This is a genomic window from Micromonospora sp. MA102, from assembly GCF_025460765.1.
GTDB lineage: Bacteria > Actinomycetota > Actinomycetes > Mycobacteriales > Micromonosporaceae > Micromonospora > Micromonospora halotolerans.
In genome coordinates this window covers 452,947-466,538 of record NZ_JAMWEG010000002.1, presented here as the reverse complement: position 1 = coordinate 466,538, position 13,592 = coordinate 452,947, and the positions used below count along the sequence as shown (strand labels likewise).

15 protein-coding genes are annotated in these 13,592 nt (G+C 72.7%); 6 read left to right on the top strand and 9 right to left on the bottom strand.

The window, feature by feature from the left end; all coding sequences use genetic code 11:
* Positions 1–133 precede the first annotated feature (133 nt).
* Positions 134–1,120, top strand: coding sequence for a helix-turn-helix domain-containing protein (locus tag NFX44_RS05575; protein ID WP_262282403.1), 987 nt, complete (start codon positions 134–136; stop codon positions 1,118–1,120).
* Positions 1,121–1,189: 69 nt separating this feature from the next.
* Here the strand turns inward: NFX44_RS05575 and NFX44_RS05570 are convergent, their stop codons facing one another.
* Entirely contained in the window at positions 1,190–2,830 is a 1,641-nt protein-coding gene (locus tag NFX44_RS05570; protein WP_262282402.1) for a glycosyl hydrolase family 18 protein, read from the bottom strand.
* A 143-nt stretch (positions 2,831–2,973) separates the two neighbouring features.
* Between NFX44_RS05570 and NFX44_RS05565 the strand changes: the two genes are divergently transcribed.
* Both NFX44_RS05565 and NFX44_RS05560 read left to right on the top strand, forming a co-directional pair.
* Positions 2,974–3,465 (top strand): glutathione peroxidase, encoded by a 492-nt coding sequence (locus NFX44_RS05565; protein WP_262282401.1) that lies wholly within the window; start codon positions 2,974–2,976, stop codon positions 3,463–3,465.
* An 81-nt stretch (positions 3,466–3,546) separates the two neighbouring features.
* Positions 3,547–4,839, top strand: coding sequence for a DUF1343 domain-containing protein (locus tag NFX44_RS05560; RefSeq protein WP_262282400.1), 1,293 nt, complete (start codon positions 3,547–3,549; stop codon positions 4,837–4,839).
* A gap of 48 nt (positions 4,840–4,887) precedes the next feature.
* Here NFX44_RS05560 and NFX44_RS05555 read toward each other — a convergent pair whose 3' ends face one another.
* Positions 4,888–5,691: an SGNH/GDSL hydrolase family protein gene (locus NFX44_RS05555; RefSeq protein ID WP_262282399.1), complete on the bottom strand. Its 804-nt coding sequence runs from the start codon at positions 5,689–5,691 to the stop codon at positions 4,888–4,890.
* A 179-nt stretch (positions 5,692–5,870) separates the two neighbouring features.
* Here NFX44_RS05555 and NFX44_RS05550 point away from each other — a divergent pair, with 179 nt between their 5' ends.
* Positions 5,871–6,818, top strand: coding sequence for a threonine/serine dehydratase (locus tag NFX44_RS05550; protein ID WP_262282398.1), 948 nt, complete (start codon positions 5,871–5,873; stop codon positions 6,816–6,818).
* Between the two features lie 64 nt (positions 6,819–6,882).
* Here the strand turns inward: NFX44_RS05550 and NFX44_RS05545 are convergent, their stop codons facing one another.
* The 5 genes from NFX44_RS05545 to NFX44_RS05525 form a co-directional block, all read right to left on the bottom strand.
* Positions 6,883–7,233 carry a DUF2203 domain-containing protein gene (locus NFX44_RS05545; RefSeq protein WP_262282397.1) on the bottom strand — a complete coding sequence of 117 codons (351 nt, stop codon included), beginning with the start codon at positions 7,231–7,233 and terminating at the stop codon, positions 6,883–6,885.
* A 79-nt stretch (positions 7,234–7,312) separates the two neighbouring features.
* Positions 7,313–8,131, bottom strand: coding sequence for a pyrroline-5-carboxylate reductase (gene proC, locus NFX44_RS05540; RefSeq protein ID WP_107076605.1), 819 nt, complete (start codon positions 8,129–8,131; stop codon positions 7,313–7,315).
* A gap of 74 nt (positions 8,132–8,205) precedes the next feature.
* Positions 8,206–9,234, bottom strand: a complete 1,029-nt coding sequence (locus tag NFX44_RS05535) for a 6-phosphofructokinase (RefSeq protein WP_151461234.1) — start codon at positions 9,232–9,234, stop codon at positions 8,206–8,208.
* Between the two features lie 177 nt (positions 9,235–9,411).
* Positions 9,412–9,915, bottom strand: coding sequence for a pyridoxamine 5'-phosphate oxidase family protein (locus NFX44_RS05530; RefSeq protein WP_262282396.1), 504 nt, complete (start codon positions 9,913–9,915; stop codon positions 9,412–9,414).
* 70 nt (positions 9,916–9,985) lie between these two features.
* The gene (locus tag NFX44_RS05525; RefSeq protein ID WP_262282395.1) at positions 9,986–10,483 is read right to left on the bottom strand and encodes a polyadenylate-specific 3'-exoribonuclease AS; all 498 of its coding nucleotides are present in this window, start codon (positions 10,481–10,483) and stop codon (positions 9,986–9,988) included.
* A gap of 244 nt (positions 10,484–10,727) precedes the next feature.
* On the opposite strand from NFX44_RS05525, the gene NFX44_RS05520 reads away from it, so the two are divergent.
* Entirely contained in the window at positions 10,728–11,420 is a 693-nt protein-coding gene (locus NFX44_RS05520; RefSeq protein WP_091268212.1) for a Crp/Fnr family transcriptional regulator, read from the top strand.
* Between the two features lie 201 nt (positions 11,421–11,621).
* On the opposite strand, the gene NFX44_RS05515 is transcribed toward NFX44_RS05520, so the two are convergent.
* Positions 11,622–11,780 carry a hypothetical protein gene (locus NFX44_RS05515; protein ID WP_262282394.1) on the bottom strand — a complete coding sequence of 53 codons (159 nt, stop codon included), beginning with the start codon at positions 11,778–11,780 and terminating at the stop codon, positions 11,622–11,624.
* Positions 11,781–11,981: 201 nt separating this feature from the next.
* On the opposite strand from NFX44_RS05515, the gene NFX44_RS05510 reads away from it, so the two are divergent.
* Entirely contained in the window at positions 11,982–13,196 is a 1,215-nt protein-coding gene (locus tag NFX44_RS05510) for an MFS transporter (RefSeq protein WP_262282393.1), read from the top strand.
* A gap of 54 nt (positions 13,197–13,250) precedes the next feature.
* On the opposite strand, the gene NFX44_RS05505 is transcribed toward NFX44_RS05510, so the two are convergent.
* Positions 13,251–13,487 carry a hypothetical protein gene (locus NFX44_RS05505; protein WP_262282392.1) on the bottom strand — a complete coding sequence of 79 codons (237 nt, stop codon included), beginning with the start codon at positions 13,485–13,487 and terminating at the stop codon, positions 13,251–13,253.
* Positions 13,488–13,592: the final 105 nt, after the last annotated feature.

The following is a 13,592-nucleotide window of genomic DNA, read 5'->3' as shown; positions in this document are numbered from 1 at the left end:
CGGATCCTCGACGATCCTGCCATCCTCGCCCGGATCGCCCCGGCCAGCCAGAGCGGCACGCGGATCGGCCTCGTGGGGCGCCATGGACGCCGGGCCGGGCGGCGCCGACAATGGCGTACCCCCAAGGAGGTGAATGGTCATCCTCGCCGTGGCATCGGTCGACACCGCCGGGTTGCCCCCGGCCGAGCGGTTCGACTTCTGGCAGGACGTGGTGGCCCGCGAGTCGGTGGCCGCCCGGATCAGCAGCGCGCACGCGGCCGACTTCGCCGCCTCGGCACGGGCCGTCGACCTGGGCGTGGTCCGGCTCGGCGCCTGGCGGTACCCGTCGCTGGAACTGGCCCGTACGCCACGGCTGATCCGCAGCTCGGACCCGGAGCTCTACCAGCTCGCCCTGCCGCTGAACGGCCACGGCGTGATGTCGCAGCAGCGGCGGTCGGGCCGGCTCGGCCCGTCCGGCTTCGCCTTCATCGACACCGTCCGCCCGCACGGCTCCCGGCACGCGCCGGACCGCACCGCCGACCCGCTGGAGACGCTGACCGTGCTGGTGCCGCACCGGGCGCTGCCGCTGCCCCCGCACCGGGCGGCGGCACTGCTCGCCGCGGACATCCCCGCCGACGCCGGCATGGGCGCACTGCTGGCCGCCTTCCTGCGCCGGCTGGTGGCCCATCCCGAGCAGTACGCCGCCTCGGACGCGCCGCGGCTCGACCGGATCGCCCTGGATCTGATCGCCGGCACCCTGGCCGGGCACGTGGAGGCGGAGCGGGAACTCCCCGTCGAGGTGCGGATCACCGGCCTGCGGGCCCGGGCGGAGGCGTGGATCCGGCAGCACCTGGCCGACCCCGGGCTCACCCCGGCCGCGGTGGCCGAGGCGCACCACCTCTCGGTGCGCGCGCTGCACCGGCTCTTCGAGGACGGCGACACGACCGTGGCGGCCCTGATCCGCACGGCGCGGCTGGACCGCTGCTTCCGGGACCTGGCCGACCCGCGGCTGCGGCACCTCACCGTGCACCAGGTGGCCGCCCGCTGGGGCTTCCGCGACCGGGCCCACTTCAGCCGGGCGTTCCGTGCGGCGTACGGGCTCTCGCCCCGCGCGCACCGGGCCCGCAGCATCCGTACCTGAGCGGACACCGTGCGGGGAGGGGCCGGTGCGGCCCCTCCCCGCCGGGTGGGTGGTGCGTCGGCCCTCGGCTCAGCCGAGACCGCCCTTGATGGCGCCGATGAGCTCACCGTTGCTGGTGTCTCCGGAGAGCTCCCAGAAGAACGCGCCACCGAGGCCCTGGTTCTTCGCGTAGGTCATCTTTCCGCCGATGGTCGCCGGCGTGTCGTAGCTCCACCAGTTGCTGCCGCACTTGGCGTAGGCGGTGCCGCCGACCGTGCCGGTGGCCGGGCAGGTGTTCTTGAGCACCTTGTAGTCGTCGATGCCCTGCTCGTAGGTGCCGGGCGCCGGGCCCGTGGCGGTGCCGCCCGGGGCGGTCTGGGTGACCCCGGTCCAGCCCCGGCCGTAGAAGCCGATGCCGAGCAGCAGCTTGTCCGACGGCACGCCCTTGGACTTGAGCTTCTGGATCGCCGCGTCGGACCAGAAGCCCTGCTGCGGGATGCCGGTGTAGGAGTAGAGCGGCGAGTGCGGCGCGGTCGGCCCCTGGGCGTTGAAGGCGCCGAAGTAGTCGTACGTCATCGGCATGAGCCAGTTGAGGTACGGCGTGGCGCCGGCGTAGTCGGTCGCGTCGATCTTGCCGCCGCTGCTGCCGTCGGCGGTGATCGCCGCGGTGACCAGGGCGCTGGAGCCGAACCTGCTCCGCAGCGCGCTGACCACGTTCTTGAACGCGTTCGGCCCGCTGGTGTCGCACTGGAGGCCGCAGGCGTTCGGGTACTCCCAGTCGACGTCGATGCCGTCGAAGACGTCCGCCCAGCGCGGGTCCTTGACTAGCGCGTAGCAGGAGTCCGCGAACGCGGCCGGGTTCTGCGCGGCCTGGGTGAAGCCGGCCGACCAGGTCCAGCCGCCGAAGGACCAGATCACCTTGAGGTTCGGGTACATCTTCTTGAGCTTGCGCAGCTGGTTGAAGCTGCCGCGCAGCGGCTGGTCCCAGGTGTCGGCCACGCCGTCGACGCTGTCCGCCGCGGTGTACGCCTTGTCGTAGTCGGCGTAGCTGTCACCGATGCTGCACCGGCCGCCGGTGGTGTTGCCGAAGGCGTACAGGATGTGGGTCAGCTTGGCGGCGGACCCGCTCGTGTGGATGTTCTTGACGTGGTAGTTCCGGCCGTAGACGCCCCACTCGGCGAAGTAGCCGACCACCTTCTTGCCCCCGGTCGGCGGGGTCGTGGTGGGCGGCGTCGTGGTGGGCGGGGTGGTGGTGGGCGGCGTCGTGGTGGGCGGGGTGGTCGTCGGCGGCGTCGTGGTGGGTGGGGTCGTCGTCGGAGGAGTGCCGCCGCCGGAGCAGGACGCGCCGTTGACCGTGCAGGTCAGCGGCGCCTTGTACGCCCCGGTGCCGTTGTAGCCCCAGCTGAAGCTGGCACCCGGGGCGAGCGGGCCGGCCCAGCTCTTCTTGACCGCCACGTAGTGGTTGCCGCTGCTGGTGACGTCGGCGTCCCAGGAGCTGCTGACGGTGGTCCCCGCGGGCAGGTCGAACTCGACGCGCCAGGTGGCGACGCTGGCGCTCGTGCCGTTGGTGATGGTCACCTTCGTCTCGTGACCGGTCCCCCAGTCCTGCACCTTGGTGAATGTGGCGGTGACGCTGCCCGCGGCGGAGGCGGTCGCCACCGGCACCGCCGCGACCGCGAGCGCGACCACGGCGCCGGTGGCCCACAGGGCCCGGCGGAGCGATCTCTTCATACGGCGTCTCCCCAAACAGTTAGGAAACTTTCCAGATTGGATGCTGAGACGCTACTCACGCGTCACCACTTCGTCAAGATGTAGATACATCGATTCCTCGGGTCCGGTGTCGACCGAGCCCCGCGGCCCCGTAGCCTCGTGTCATGACCGTTTTCGACGTGCAGATCGACGCCCTCGCCGGCGGGCCGGCCGACCTCGGGCGCTACCGCGGCCGCGCCCTGCTGGTGGTCAACGTGGCCTCCCGGTGCGGCCTCACCCCGCAGTACGCCGGCCTCCAGGCCCTCGCCGACGAGTACGCGGACCGGGGCCTGACCGTGCTCGGCGTGCCGTGCAACCAGTTCGCCGGCCAGGAGCCGGGCAGCGCCGCCGAGATCGAGGAGTTCTGCCAGGTCAACTACGGCGTGACCTTCCCGCTGACGGAGAAGGTCGACGTCAACGGGCCGCACCGGCACCCGCTCTACGCCGAGCTGGTGTCCACTCCGGACGCCGACGGGCACACCGGTGACGTGCGGTGGAACTTCGAGAAGTTCCTCGTCGCGCCGGACGGCACGGTGGCGGCCCGGTTCGCGCCGACCGTCACCCCGGACGCCCCCGAGCTGCGCGCCGCCGTCGAGAAGGTGCTGCCGGTCGGCTGACGTCGCCTTGTAGGGAACCTTCCTTGACCGCCCATCGAGCTGTAGCTAAGTTTCAATGACCCCCGGGACGAGGAGGTCATGATGGAGCGCAGAAGGTTCCTGGCCGGCGCGGGCGCGGTCACCGCGGGCGCGGTGGTCGCGACAGGCCCGGGCACGCCAGGGCAGGCCGTGCCCGGCATCCGCCGGGTGGCCACCGGCCTGGATGTGCTTGTCGATTCCGGATTCGCCGCACTGGCCGGCCAGCGGGTGGGGGTGGTGTCCAACCCCACGGGCGTGGACTCGGCCTACCGGCACCTGGTCGACCTCATGCACGAGTCGGGCGGCGTGCGGGTCGTCGCCGCGTTCGGCCCCGAACACGGTTTCCGCGGCTCCGCCCAGGCCGGCGGCAGCGAGGGCACCGGGACGGACGCCCGCACCGGCATCACGGTCTACGACGCGTACGGCGCCAGCCAGGCCAAGTGGGAGAGCCTGTTCACGACCGCCGGCGTCGACACGGTCGTCTTCGACATCCAGGACGTGGGCGCCCGCTTCTACACGTACATCTGGACGATGTACACGTCGATGGTCGCCGCGGCCCGGGTCGGCAAGCGGTACGTCGTGCTCGACCGGCCCAACCCGGTGGGCGGGCGGGCGCGCGGACCCATGATGACGCCCGCCTTCACGTCCGGCGTGGGCCTGAAGGAGATCGTCCAGCAGCACGGCATGACCGTCGGCGAGCTGGCCCGGTTCTTCAACGCGGAGTTCCTGCCCACCGACGCCGGCCGCCCGGTCGAGCTGGAGGTGGTCCGGTGCCGGAACTGGAAGCGTGACCGGCTCGCCGCCGACACCGACCTGCCGTGGGTAATGCCCAGCCCGAACATGCCGACGCCGGACACCGCGCTGGTCTACCCCGGCACCTGCCTGTTCGAGGGCGTCGCCTCGATCACCGAGGGGCGGGGCACCTGCCGGCCGTTCGAGCTGATCGGCGGGCTCGCCGACGACTTCGACCACCACTGGGGAGACCGGCTCAACGCCCGGAACCTGCCGGGTGTCGAGTTCCGCGAGGCCTACTTCTCCCCGACGGCCGCGGGGCAGAAGCCGGCCCTGCTCAACAAGCTCTGCGCCGGCGTCGAGGTCAAGGTCGTCGACCGGTCCGCGTACGACCCGATCCGCACCGCGGTGGCCATGCTGGTGGAGGCGCGGAAGTACCCGGCGTTCGCGTGGCGGTTCGACTCGTACGACGCCGTCCGGCCGTACTGGGTGGACAAGCTGACCGGCTCGCCCCGGCTGCGCACGATGATCGACGCCGGAGCCGAGGTGGACGACGTGGTCGGCGCCTGGGCCGACGAGCTTGCGGCCTTCGAGCGGCAGCGGCGCCCGTACCTGCTCCACTGAGCCGGCGACGGGGGCCCGGGGTGTCCGCGCCCCGGGCCCCGCGCCGGGTCAGCCCGCGGCGGAGCGGAACACCGGGTAGTAGCCGCCGGACTGCCCCGCGGCCGTGGGGTGGTACGAGACGGTGAGGTTCAGGACGTTCAAAGCGTGCAGCCACTTCTCGCCGTAGCTGCACAGCTGGTGGCCCACGAAGATCGAGCGGACGTCGGCGAACGTGAAGCCGGCCGAGGTCGCCGCCGTGCGGGTGATGTCGTCGACCAGATTGATCCCCTCGTTGATCTTCGCCCGGGAGGTGGCGCTGAGCCCGACGCAGACCGTGCCGAGCTGGTAGAAGACCGGGTAGCCCACGACCACGACCCGGGCGGAGGGTGCGCGGCTCCGGATGCCGTTGTAGACGTTCGCCAGCTTGCCGGGAAGCTGCGTGCGGGCCTTGTCCTCGGCGGCCTGGATCGCCGCCACGCACTGGGTCTCCCCCTGGAGCACGCAGGTGCTCATGATGCTGGAGAAGCCGACGTCGTTGCCGCCGATGGTGACGCTGACCAGCGTGGTGGTCGAGGACAGTGCCGAGAGCTGGTTGTTGATGACGTCCGTGGTGGTCGCGCCGGAGCAGGCGACCGACCGGTACGAGGCCGGCCTGATGTTGGTGTTGTAGAGCGCCGGGTAGGCGTTGTTGCTGCGCAGGCAGGACCCGCTCTCGGAGGTGTAGCTGTCGGCGCCGACGCCGGAGGCGTACGAGTCGCCGAGAGCGACGTAGCGGTCGGTCGGGGCCGCCTGGGCGGGAGCGGCCAGGGTCAGCGTGATGCCGAACGAGGCGGCCAGGGTCAGGGCGAGGGTGGCAAGACGGGATCTCCGCACGTCGCACTCCTGGGGGTGGGAAGTGGTGGTGGGAGATAGATATCAATGAATCGGATGCCCGCGAAAGATCATCGTTTCGCGCCGGTTGCCGATAGACGCTTATCGCTACAAATGGTTGCCGAGGCAGTAACCATTACTGAAGGTTTTCGTCATCACGCGGCGCGGGCTAGGCTCGGCGGGTGCGGTTGATCACCGGGGACGACATGACGGCGGCCGAACGGCGCCTCGACGGGCGGGTGGTCCGCACCCCGCTGCTGGACGCGCCGGTCCTCGGCGCCGAGCTGGGCCTCCGGCTGGCCGTGAAGGCCGAGAACCTCCAGCACACCGGAAGCTTCAAGGTGCGTGGCGCCACCAACGCGCTGCTCGCCCACGCCGAGCGCGCCGGCACACCGGCCGGGCTGGTGGCGTTCTCCGCCGGCAACCACGCGATCGCGGTGGCACACGTGGCCCGCGCCGCCGGGCTGCCCGCGGTGGTCTGCATGCCGCCGCACGCGGTGCCCGGCAAGCTGGCCACGGTCCGCCGGCTCGGCGCCGAGGCGGTGCTCACCGACGACCTGCTGGCGACCGCCGAGGCGATCAACGCCGAGCGCGGCTTCCACCTCCTCGCGCCCTTCGACGACCCGGACGTGATCGCCGGTCAGGCCACCGTCGGGCGGGAGATCCTGGCCGACGGCCCGCCGCCGGACCTGGTGCTCGTGCCGGTGGGCGGCGGCGGACTCATCAGCGGGATCGCCGCGGCGATCCGGGCCGGGTCACCGGGCACCCGGATCGTCGGGGTGGAGCCGGACGGGGCCAACGCCATGTCGTACGCCCTGCGGACCGGGACGCCCACCCCGCCGTTCCGCCCCGCCTCGGTGGCCGACGGCCTGGCCGCCCCGTTCGCCGGGCGGCACACCCTGGCGCACGTCCGGGCGCTGGTCGACGCCGTGGTGGAGGTGCCCGAAGCGGCCGTCCTGCCCGCCTGGGCCGAGCTGGTGCAGGCCACGAAGCTGCTGGTGGAGCCGGCCGCCGCGGTCACCCTGGCGGCGCTGCGGGCCGGGCTGGTCGAGGTGACGCCCGGCGAGCGGACCGTCCTGGTGCTCAGCGGCGGCAACGTCGCGCCGGCCGTGCTGGCCACCCTGGCCTGACGGGGTCGGACCGGACGGCGGCGGGCCCGGCGGGTCGGCTCCGACGGCGGCCGATCCCGGCCGGTCAGGCCGGGCGGCGGCCGGCGAAACCGCACTCCACCCGGTGGTACCAGCGGATGTCGGTGTCGCCCTCCAGCCAGCACCAGAGCACCGCCCGGCCGTCCCGCTCGCCGGGGAAGTCGAGCAGCACCGGGGCGATCCCCTTGACCTGGATGCCGTGCTGGTGGAACTCCTCCACGACGGCGTGCAGCCGGGCCTCCAGGGCCTTCACCTCGGCCAGCCCACCGAGGGCGCTGACCCCGTGGTCGGCCAGGTCGATGCGCAGTTCGGCCAGGTCGGCGCGGTGCCGGATCAGCTCGTCGACGCGCGGCCGCAGGGTGGCCACCAGGTGTCGCGCCTGGGCGAGAGTGAACACTGCGCCAGTATGGGGCACGCTGAGACCTCCGGCTCGCGCCGGACACCGCAGTCCAGCCCAGGTGGCGGGGGGCGGTGGCTCAGTCGGCCTGGGCGGCGAGTTCACGGGCCCGGTCGCGGGCCGCTTCGAGGGCCGCCAGCATGGCCGCCCGGACGCCGTGGTTCTCCAGCTCACGGATGGCGGAGATGGTGGTGCCGGCCGGCGAGGTGACCGCCTCGCGGAGCTTCACCGGGTGCTCGCCGGAGTCGCGCAGCATCACCGCCGAACCGATGGCGGTCTGCACGATCAGCTCGTGCGCCACCTGACGGGGCAGGCCGAGCAGGATGCCCGCGTCGATCATGGCCTCGACCAGCAGGTAGAAGTAGGCCGGACCGGAGCCGGAGAGCGCGGTCACCGCGTCCTGCTGGGACTCGGGCACCCGGAGGGTGGCGCCGAGCGGCTTGAACATCTCCTCGGCCAGGGCCAGATGCGCGCCGGTGGCGTGCGCGCCCGGCGAGATGGCGCTCATCGCCTCGTCGACCAGCGCCGGGGTGTTGGTCATGACCCGGACCACCGGCGTGCCCTCGGGCAGCCGGCGGTTGAAGAAGGCGGTGGGCAGGCCCGCGCAGAGCGAGATGACCAGCTTGTCGGCCGGCACCTTCGGGCCGATCTCGTCCAGCAGGGCGGCCGCGTCCTGCGGCTTGACCGAGACGGCGAGCACCTCGGCCTCGTCCACCGCGGTCAGGTTGTCCACCACCCGGACGCCGTACCGGGCGGTCAGTTCCTCGGCGCGGGCCGGTCGCCGGGCGGTGGCCAGCAGCCGCTCGACCGGCCAGCCGGAGCGGAGCAGCCCGGAGAGCATCAGCTCGCCGATCTTGCCCGCGCCGATCACCGCGACCGTGTGCACCTCGGGTGCCATGAGCCGTACCCCTCTCGTGGAGGTGCGGCGCGGCGGGGCCTCGCCGGAGGACCCGCCGCGCCGCCCGCCGTCGGTCAGCTGCCGAAGAAGACCTCGGCCTCGGCGTACCGCTCCAGCGGCACGGTCTTCAGCTCCCGGGTGGCCTCGGCCAGGGGGACGCGGACGATGTCCGTGCTCTGCATCGCGACCATCTTGCCCCAGTCGCCCTCGTTGGCGGCGTCGATCGCGTGCAGGCCCAGCCGGGTGGCGAGCACCCGGTCGAACGCGGTCGGGGTGCCGCCGCGCTGGATGTGGCCGAGCACCACGGTGCGGGCCTCCTTGCCGGTCTTCGCCTCCAGCTGCTCGGCGAGCCACTGGCCGATGCCGCCGAGGCGGACGTGGCCGAACGCGTCGAGCTCCTGGTTGTGCAGCACCATCTGGCCGTCCAGCGGCTGGGCGCCCTCGGCGACCACGACGATCGGGGCGTACTGGTGCTGGAAGCGCTTCTCGACGTAGCCGGCGACCTGCTCGACGTCGAACTGCCGCTCCGGCAGCAGGATCACGTTGGCGCCGCCGGCGAGGCCGGCGTGCAGGGCGATCCAGCCGGCGTGCCGGCCCATCACCTCGACGACCAGGGTGCGGTGGTGGCTCTCCGCCGTGGTGTGCAGCCGGTCGATCGCCTCCATGGCGATGTTGACGGCGGTGTCGAAGCCGAAGGTGTAGTCGGTGGCGCCGAGGTCGTTGTCGATGGTCTTCGGCACGCCGATGACGTGGACGCCCAGCTCGTGCAGCTTGGTGGCGACCCCGAGGGTGTCCTCGCCGCCGATCGCGATCAGCGCGTCCACGCCCTGCGCGGCGAGGTTGTCCTTGATCCGCTCCACGCCGCCGTCGATCTTGAACGGGTTGGTCCGGGACGAGCCGAGAATGGTGCCGCCGCGCGGCAGGATGCCACGGACGTCCGCGATGCCGAGCGGCCTGGACAGACCCTCCAGCGGGCCCTTCCAGCCGTCCCGGAAGCCCACGAACTCGTGACCGTAGGTGGCGACGCCCTTGCGGACCACCGCCCGAATCACCGCATTGAGACCAGGGCAGTCGCCGCCGCCGGTGAGCACGCCGATACGCATGATCTGCTCATCCTCCTGGAGCATCAGGTGAAGCCCGGATAAGCCCCAGGATATGTGTCAGATCAGACCATCGGCGCCGTTGCCGGCCCGGGGCGGGCCGTCACTGCGCACTGTAGTCGGCGTGGCTGTCCGCCGGCACCGCGCCCCGGCCCGTCCCGCACCTCGGCCGGCTACCGTTCAGTAGCTGACCTCGTGGTTCTCCCCCGCCTCCGGCGGCTGCCCGGTGACCGCCGCCCGGGCGAGGCCGAGCAGGTTCACCACCCTGTTGCCCGGCGCGTCCCAGTACTCGGCCGAGCCGGCGTGCACCCGGATCAGCGTGATGCCCGGGGTGTCCAGCCCGTCCGGGAACCACGCCTTCAGCAGCGGGTTCCACAGCCGCTCGGCCCGGGCCCGGTCCCACTGCTCGACGGCCGTGCCGGCCACCGACACCCAGGCGTGGTGCCGCTGGTCGGAGAAACCGACGTTGACCTGCGGGTTGACCCGGATCTGGCGGACCTTCGCGGAGTCCGCGTACGCGAAGAACCACAGGTCGCCGTCGAACCCCGCCTCCTGGAGCCCCATCGGGCGGCTCACCAGCCGCCCGTCGACTGCGGTGGTGGTCAGCAGGCAGATTCGCGCGTCGCGGATCAGCTCGGTGACCCGGCGGCGGCCATCCTCGGCGCTGGTCGGCTGCTGGCTCATGCGCCCCTCCCTCGCGATCGGTTCGAGCCGAACCGTGCCCGCGACAGAAACGGTCAAACCTGTCGACAGGTCACCGGGTGGTCATGGCCCGCCAGCGGGCCAGGTTGTGCCGAGCGTCGACCAGCGCGTCGTGCCGGCCCGCCTCGGCCTCCGGCAGCCGCGGCCGGCCCCGGTCGTCCCAGAGCTGGCGCAGCTCCTTGGTGAACCGTGGGATCTCCCGGGGCAGCGCCGGCATCGCCCCCCAGAGCTGGGCCAGCACGACGTGGTCGTACGCCGCGTACCAGGCCCAGAGCTCCAGCTGCTCCCCCGGCCGGTCCCGGACCGGCGCCATCAGGAACTCGTAGAGGTCGTCGCGGATCCGCTCCCGGGACCGCCAGGCGCGGTCGGCCGGCGAGGGGAGCTTGTCCAGCACGTTGCGGCGCACCCAGGGCACCGCCCGGGAGTCGTCGAACTCGGTGGAGACCGCGTAGAACTCGCGGCCGTGCTCGTCGACGACGCCGATCGACACCAGGTCGACGATCCGGCCGTCCTCGATGAACTCGCAGTCGTAGAAGTAGCGGTAGGCCATCGGCACCATCCTCGCCCACCGCCGTCACCGGGCGGTCGCCGGGGCCGGCGCCGAACGGGACGGCAGGCCACCGCAGCTGGGGACGGTCACGGAAGTGTCTCCAGGGGTGTACAGCACGCGACGGGACCGTCATGATCTGATGTGTACCGCTACCGGACGCCGAACCGGTTGAGATGCCTCGTGCCGGGATGCCAGGTTCACCCGGTGTGCGGGTTGTGGTCCTTGACCGGGGAGGGGTTGGGCCGTGGAGATGCGCCTGCCGGAGCCGGGTGACGCGCTCACGGGCGTCGAGATGTTCGCCGGGCTGGAGCCGGAGGTGCGGCAGCGGGTCATCGCCGCGGCGGTGCCGCGCACCTACCGCAAGGGCCAGTTGCTGTTCGTCGAGAACGACCCCGGCGAGTCGCTGATCGTGCTGCGCCGAGGCGCGGTAGCGGTGTTCCGCACCGCCCCGACCGGCGAGCGCGCGGTGCTGTCGGTCATCCGACCGCCGGATGTGCTGGGCGAGGTCTCCCTGCTGGACGCCTCCACCCGGTCGGCGTCGGCCGAGGCGATCGAGGACTGCGCCGCGCTGGCGCTGTCCCGGCCGGCCTTCATGGAGCTGGTGCACTCCAATCCGCGCATCCTCGACGCGGTGATGCGCTCCCTCGGCCAGCTGATCCGGCGGCTCACCGAGCAGAACGCCGACCACGTCTTTCTCGACCTGCCGGGCCGGGTGGCCAAGACGCTGGTCCGGCTGGCCGGCGAGAGCCAGGCGCCGATGATCACCATCGAGCTCAACCAGAGCCAGCTCGCCGAGATGGCCGGCGGCTCGCGACAGAGCGTCAACCAGGCCATCGGTTCCTTCGCCAGCCGCGGCTGGCTGCGCACGGAGGGCCGCCGGATCGTGGTCACCGACGTGGCCGCGCTGCGCCGCCGCGCCGGCATGAACGACCGCTGACCGGACGACATGACCGCCGGGCCCCGCGGAACTCCGCAGGACGGCGGCGATTCCCGGGGGCGTCGGCACCTCACCACCGCTCCAGGCCGCCCCCCCGGTCTCGCGCCCGACCGCTCGCCGGGGCGGTGCGGCGTCCCCGTCCCCACGCACGGCTGCGCCGGCTGCCTCGGCAGCCGGCGTGACCGTGGTGGCGGCGTGGGTTCAGCGGGTCGGGCCCGCCCAGTAGCCGGGGCCGGCCCAGCGGCGGGTCGGGCCGACCCACCCGCGGGTCGGGCCCGCCCAGTAGCCGGGCCCCGCCCAGTAGCCCGGTCCGGCCCAGCCGGTCGTCGTGTCGGTCGTGGCGTTCGTCGAGGTGGACATCGTGCCTCCCGGGTCGTCGTTCTGGTTGCTGGCGCAGCACCGACGCTACGGGAGGGACGATCGGCATAAAATAGACATATATACACTAATCACTGCCCGAAGGGCCGTTGTCCTTCGTCGACGCTCCCTGCCAGCGTGGTCCGGCACGCCCCTGCGCGGGGCCCCACCGGACACACCTGCCGGAGCGAGGAGTTGACGGGCATGTCACTGATCCGCGGCAATATCGCCTTTCGTCGTTACTGGTCGGCACGCCTCGTGTCGTACGCCGGCGACCAGCTCGCCCGTACCGCACTGCTGATCGCGGCCTACGACGCGTACGGCGGAACGGCCGTCGCCCTGCTGCTGCTGGCCACCACCGCGCCGCGACTGCTCGGCCCCCTGCTCGGCGCGCTCGCCGACCGGTTCGACCAGCGCCGGCTGATCGTGTGCTGCGACGTCGCCCAGGCGCTGATCTATCTGGCCGTGGCGCTGGTCATGCCCCCGCTGCCGGTGCTGCTCGGGGCCGTCACCGCCGCGACCGTGGCGGCCACCGCCTTCACCCCGGCCGGTCGCAGCCTGCTGCCCCGGCTCGTCGAACCCGACCGGCTGCCGGCGGCCAACGCGCAACTCGCGGTCGGCATGAACATCGGCTTCGCGGCCGGTCCCGCCGTCGGCGGCCTGCTCCTGGCCACGGTCGGGCTGACCGCGACGCTGCTCGTCGACGCCGCCACCTTCGTCCTGTCCGCCCTGCTGATCGGCGGGGTGCGGACACTGTCCGCACCGGCGGCATCCGCCGCTGAGCCGTTCCGCCGGGTGCTCGGCGCCGGCCTGCGGGTCGTCCGCGGCAGCGACGTGGTCCGCGCGGTCTCGATCGGGTTCCTGGTGCTGGTGACCTTCGCGGCTCTGGACAACCTCGCGGTGGTGCCGCTGGCCCGGAGCGAACTCACGGCCACCGAGGTGATGATCGGCCTGCTCGGCGCCGCGTACGGCGTCGGCATGGTGGCCGGGCCGGCGCTGCTCACCCGGACCGGGCGCCGCACCCGGATGGACCTCGTGCTGTACGCGGCCCTGCTCGCACTCGGCGTGGGAACGCTGGCCACCGGCGTGGGCCCGGCGATCGGGGTCGCCCTGCTCGGGCAGTCCCTGGCCGGCGCGGGGGCCGGTTGGCACCACGTGGCGGCGGACACCCTGATCCAGCAGAACGTGCCGGCCGAACGGCTGGGCGTGGTCTTCGGGACGGTCTACATGTTCCCGTACGCGGCCGAGGTGCTGGCGTACCTCACCGGGGCCTCGCTGCTCGGGGCGGTCGGGCCCCGCTGGCTGCTGGTCGTCTCCGGGATCGGCATCCTGGCCACGCTGGCGCTGGTCGTACCACTGCTCTCCCGCGCCCTCGGCGCCGGCGCGCGGCGGCGGCCCGCCGTGGCGGCGGTCGCCTGAGCCGCGCGGACAGTCGATGGAGCCGGCGGGACTACCGCCGGCCCCACCGTCCGGTCACTTCCCCGAGGTGTCGGCCGGCGGCGAGCTCGGGCCGGGACCGATCTTCTGCGGGTCGGTCTCCTTGGTCGTGGTGGTCGTCGTGGTCTTGGTCGACTCAGCGCCCGCGGGCTGCTCTACCATGCCTTTTTCCTCCAGTTCGGCGAGGGTGACAGCGTCGACGTCGACCGTGTCGCCCGGGGCCCACACCGTCCCTCGTGGATCGGTCCAGGAGGCGGACAGCCGGACGTGCACGGCACTCTCCCTGTCGACGGAACTTCCTGGTACGGAAGACTAGACCCGGCCGATCAGCCGTGACGTCCCGCCGACCCGTCGGGTACCCGACTGGACGGTCGCGCG

Coding starts and splice junctions, on each gene's coding strand:
- NFX44_RS05515 (WP_262282394.1), bottom strand. CDS start 11,780: ATGTCCACCTCGACGAACGCCACGACCGACACGACGACCGGCTGGGCC.
- NFX44_RS05565 (WP_262282401.1), top strand. CDS start 2,974: ATGACCGTTTTCGACGTGCAGATCGACGCCCTCGCCGGCGGGCCGGCC.
- NFX44_RS05530 (WP_262282396.1), bottom strand. CDS start 9,915: ATGAGCCAGCAGCCGACCAGCGCCGAGGATGGCCGCCGCCGGGTCACC.
- proC (WP_107076605.1), bottom strand. CDS start 8,131: ATGGCACCCGAGGTGCACACGGTCGCGGTGATCGGCGCGGGCAAGATC.
- NFX44_RS05510 (WP_262282393.1), top strand. CDS start 11,982: ATGTCACTGATCCGCGGCAATATCGCCTTTCGTCGTTACTGGTCGGCA.
- NFX44_RS05535 (WP_151461234.1), bottom strand. CDS start 9,234: ATGCGTATCGGCGTGCTCACCGGCGGCGGCGACTGCCCTGGTCTCAAT.
- NFX44_RS05570 (WP_262282402.1), bottom strand. CDS start 2,830: ATGAAGAGATCGCTCCGCCGGGCCCTGTGGGCCACCGGCGCCGTGGTC.
- NFX44_RS05525 (WP_262282395.1), bottom strand. CDS start 10,483: ATGGCCTACCGCTACTTCTACGACTGCGAGTTCATCGAGGACGGCCGG.
- NFX44_RS05560 (WP_262282400.1), top strand. CDS start 3,547: ATGGAGCGCAGAAGGTTCCTGGCCGGCGCGGGCGCGGTCACCGCGGGC.
- NFX44_RS05575 (WP_262282403.1), top strand. CDS start 134: ATGGTCATCCTCGCCGTGGCATCGGTCGACACCGCCGGGTTGCCCCCG.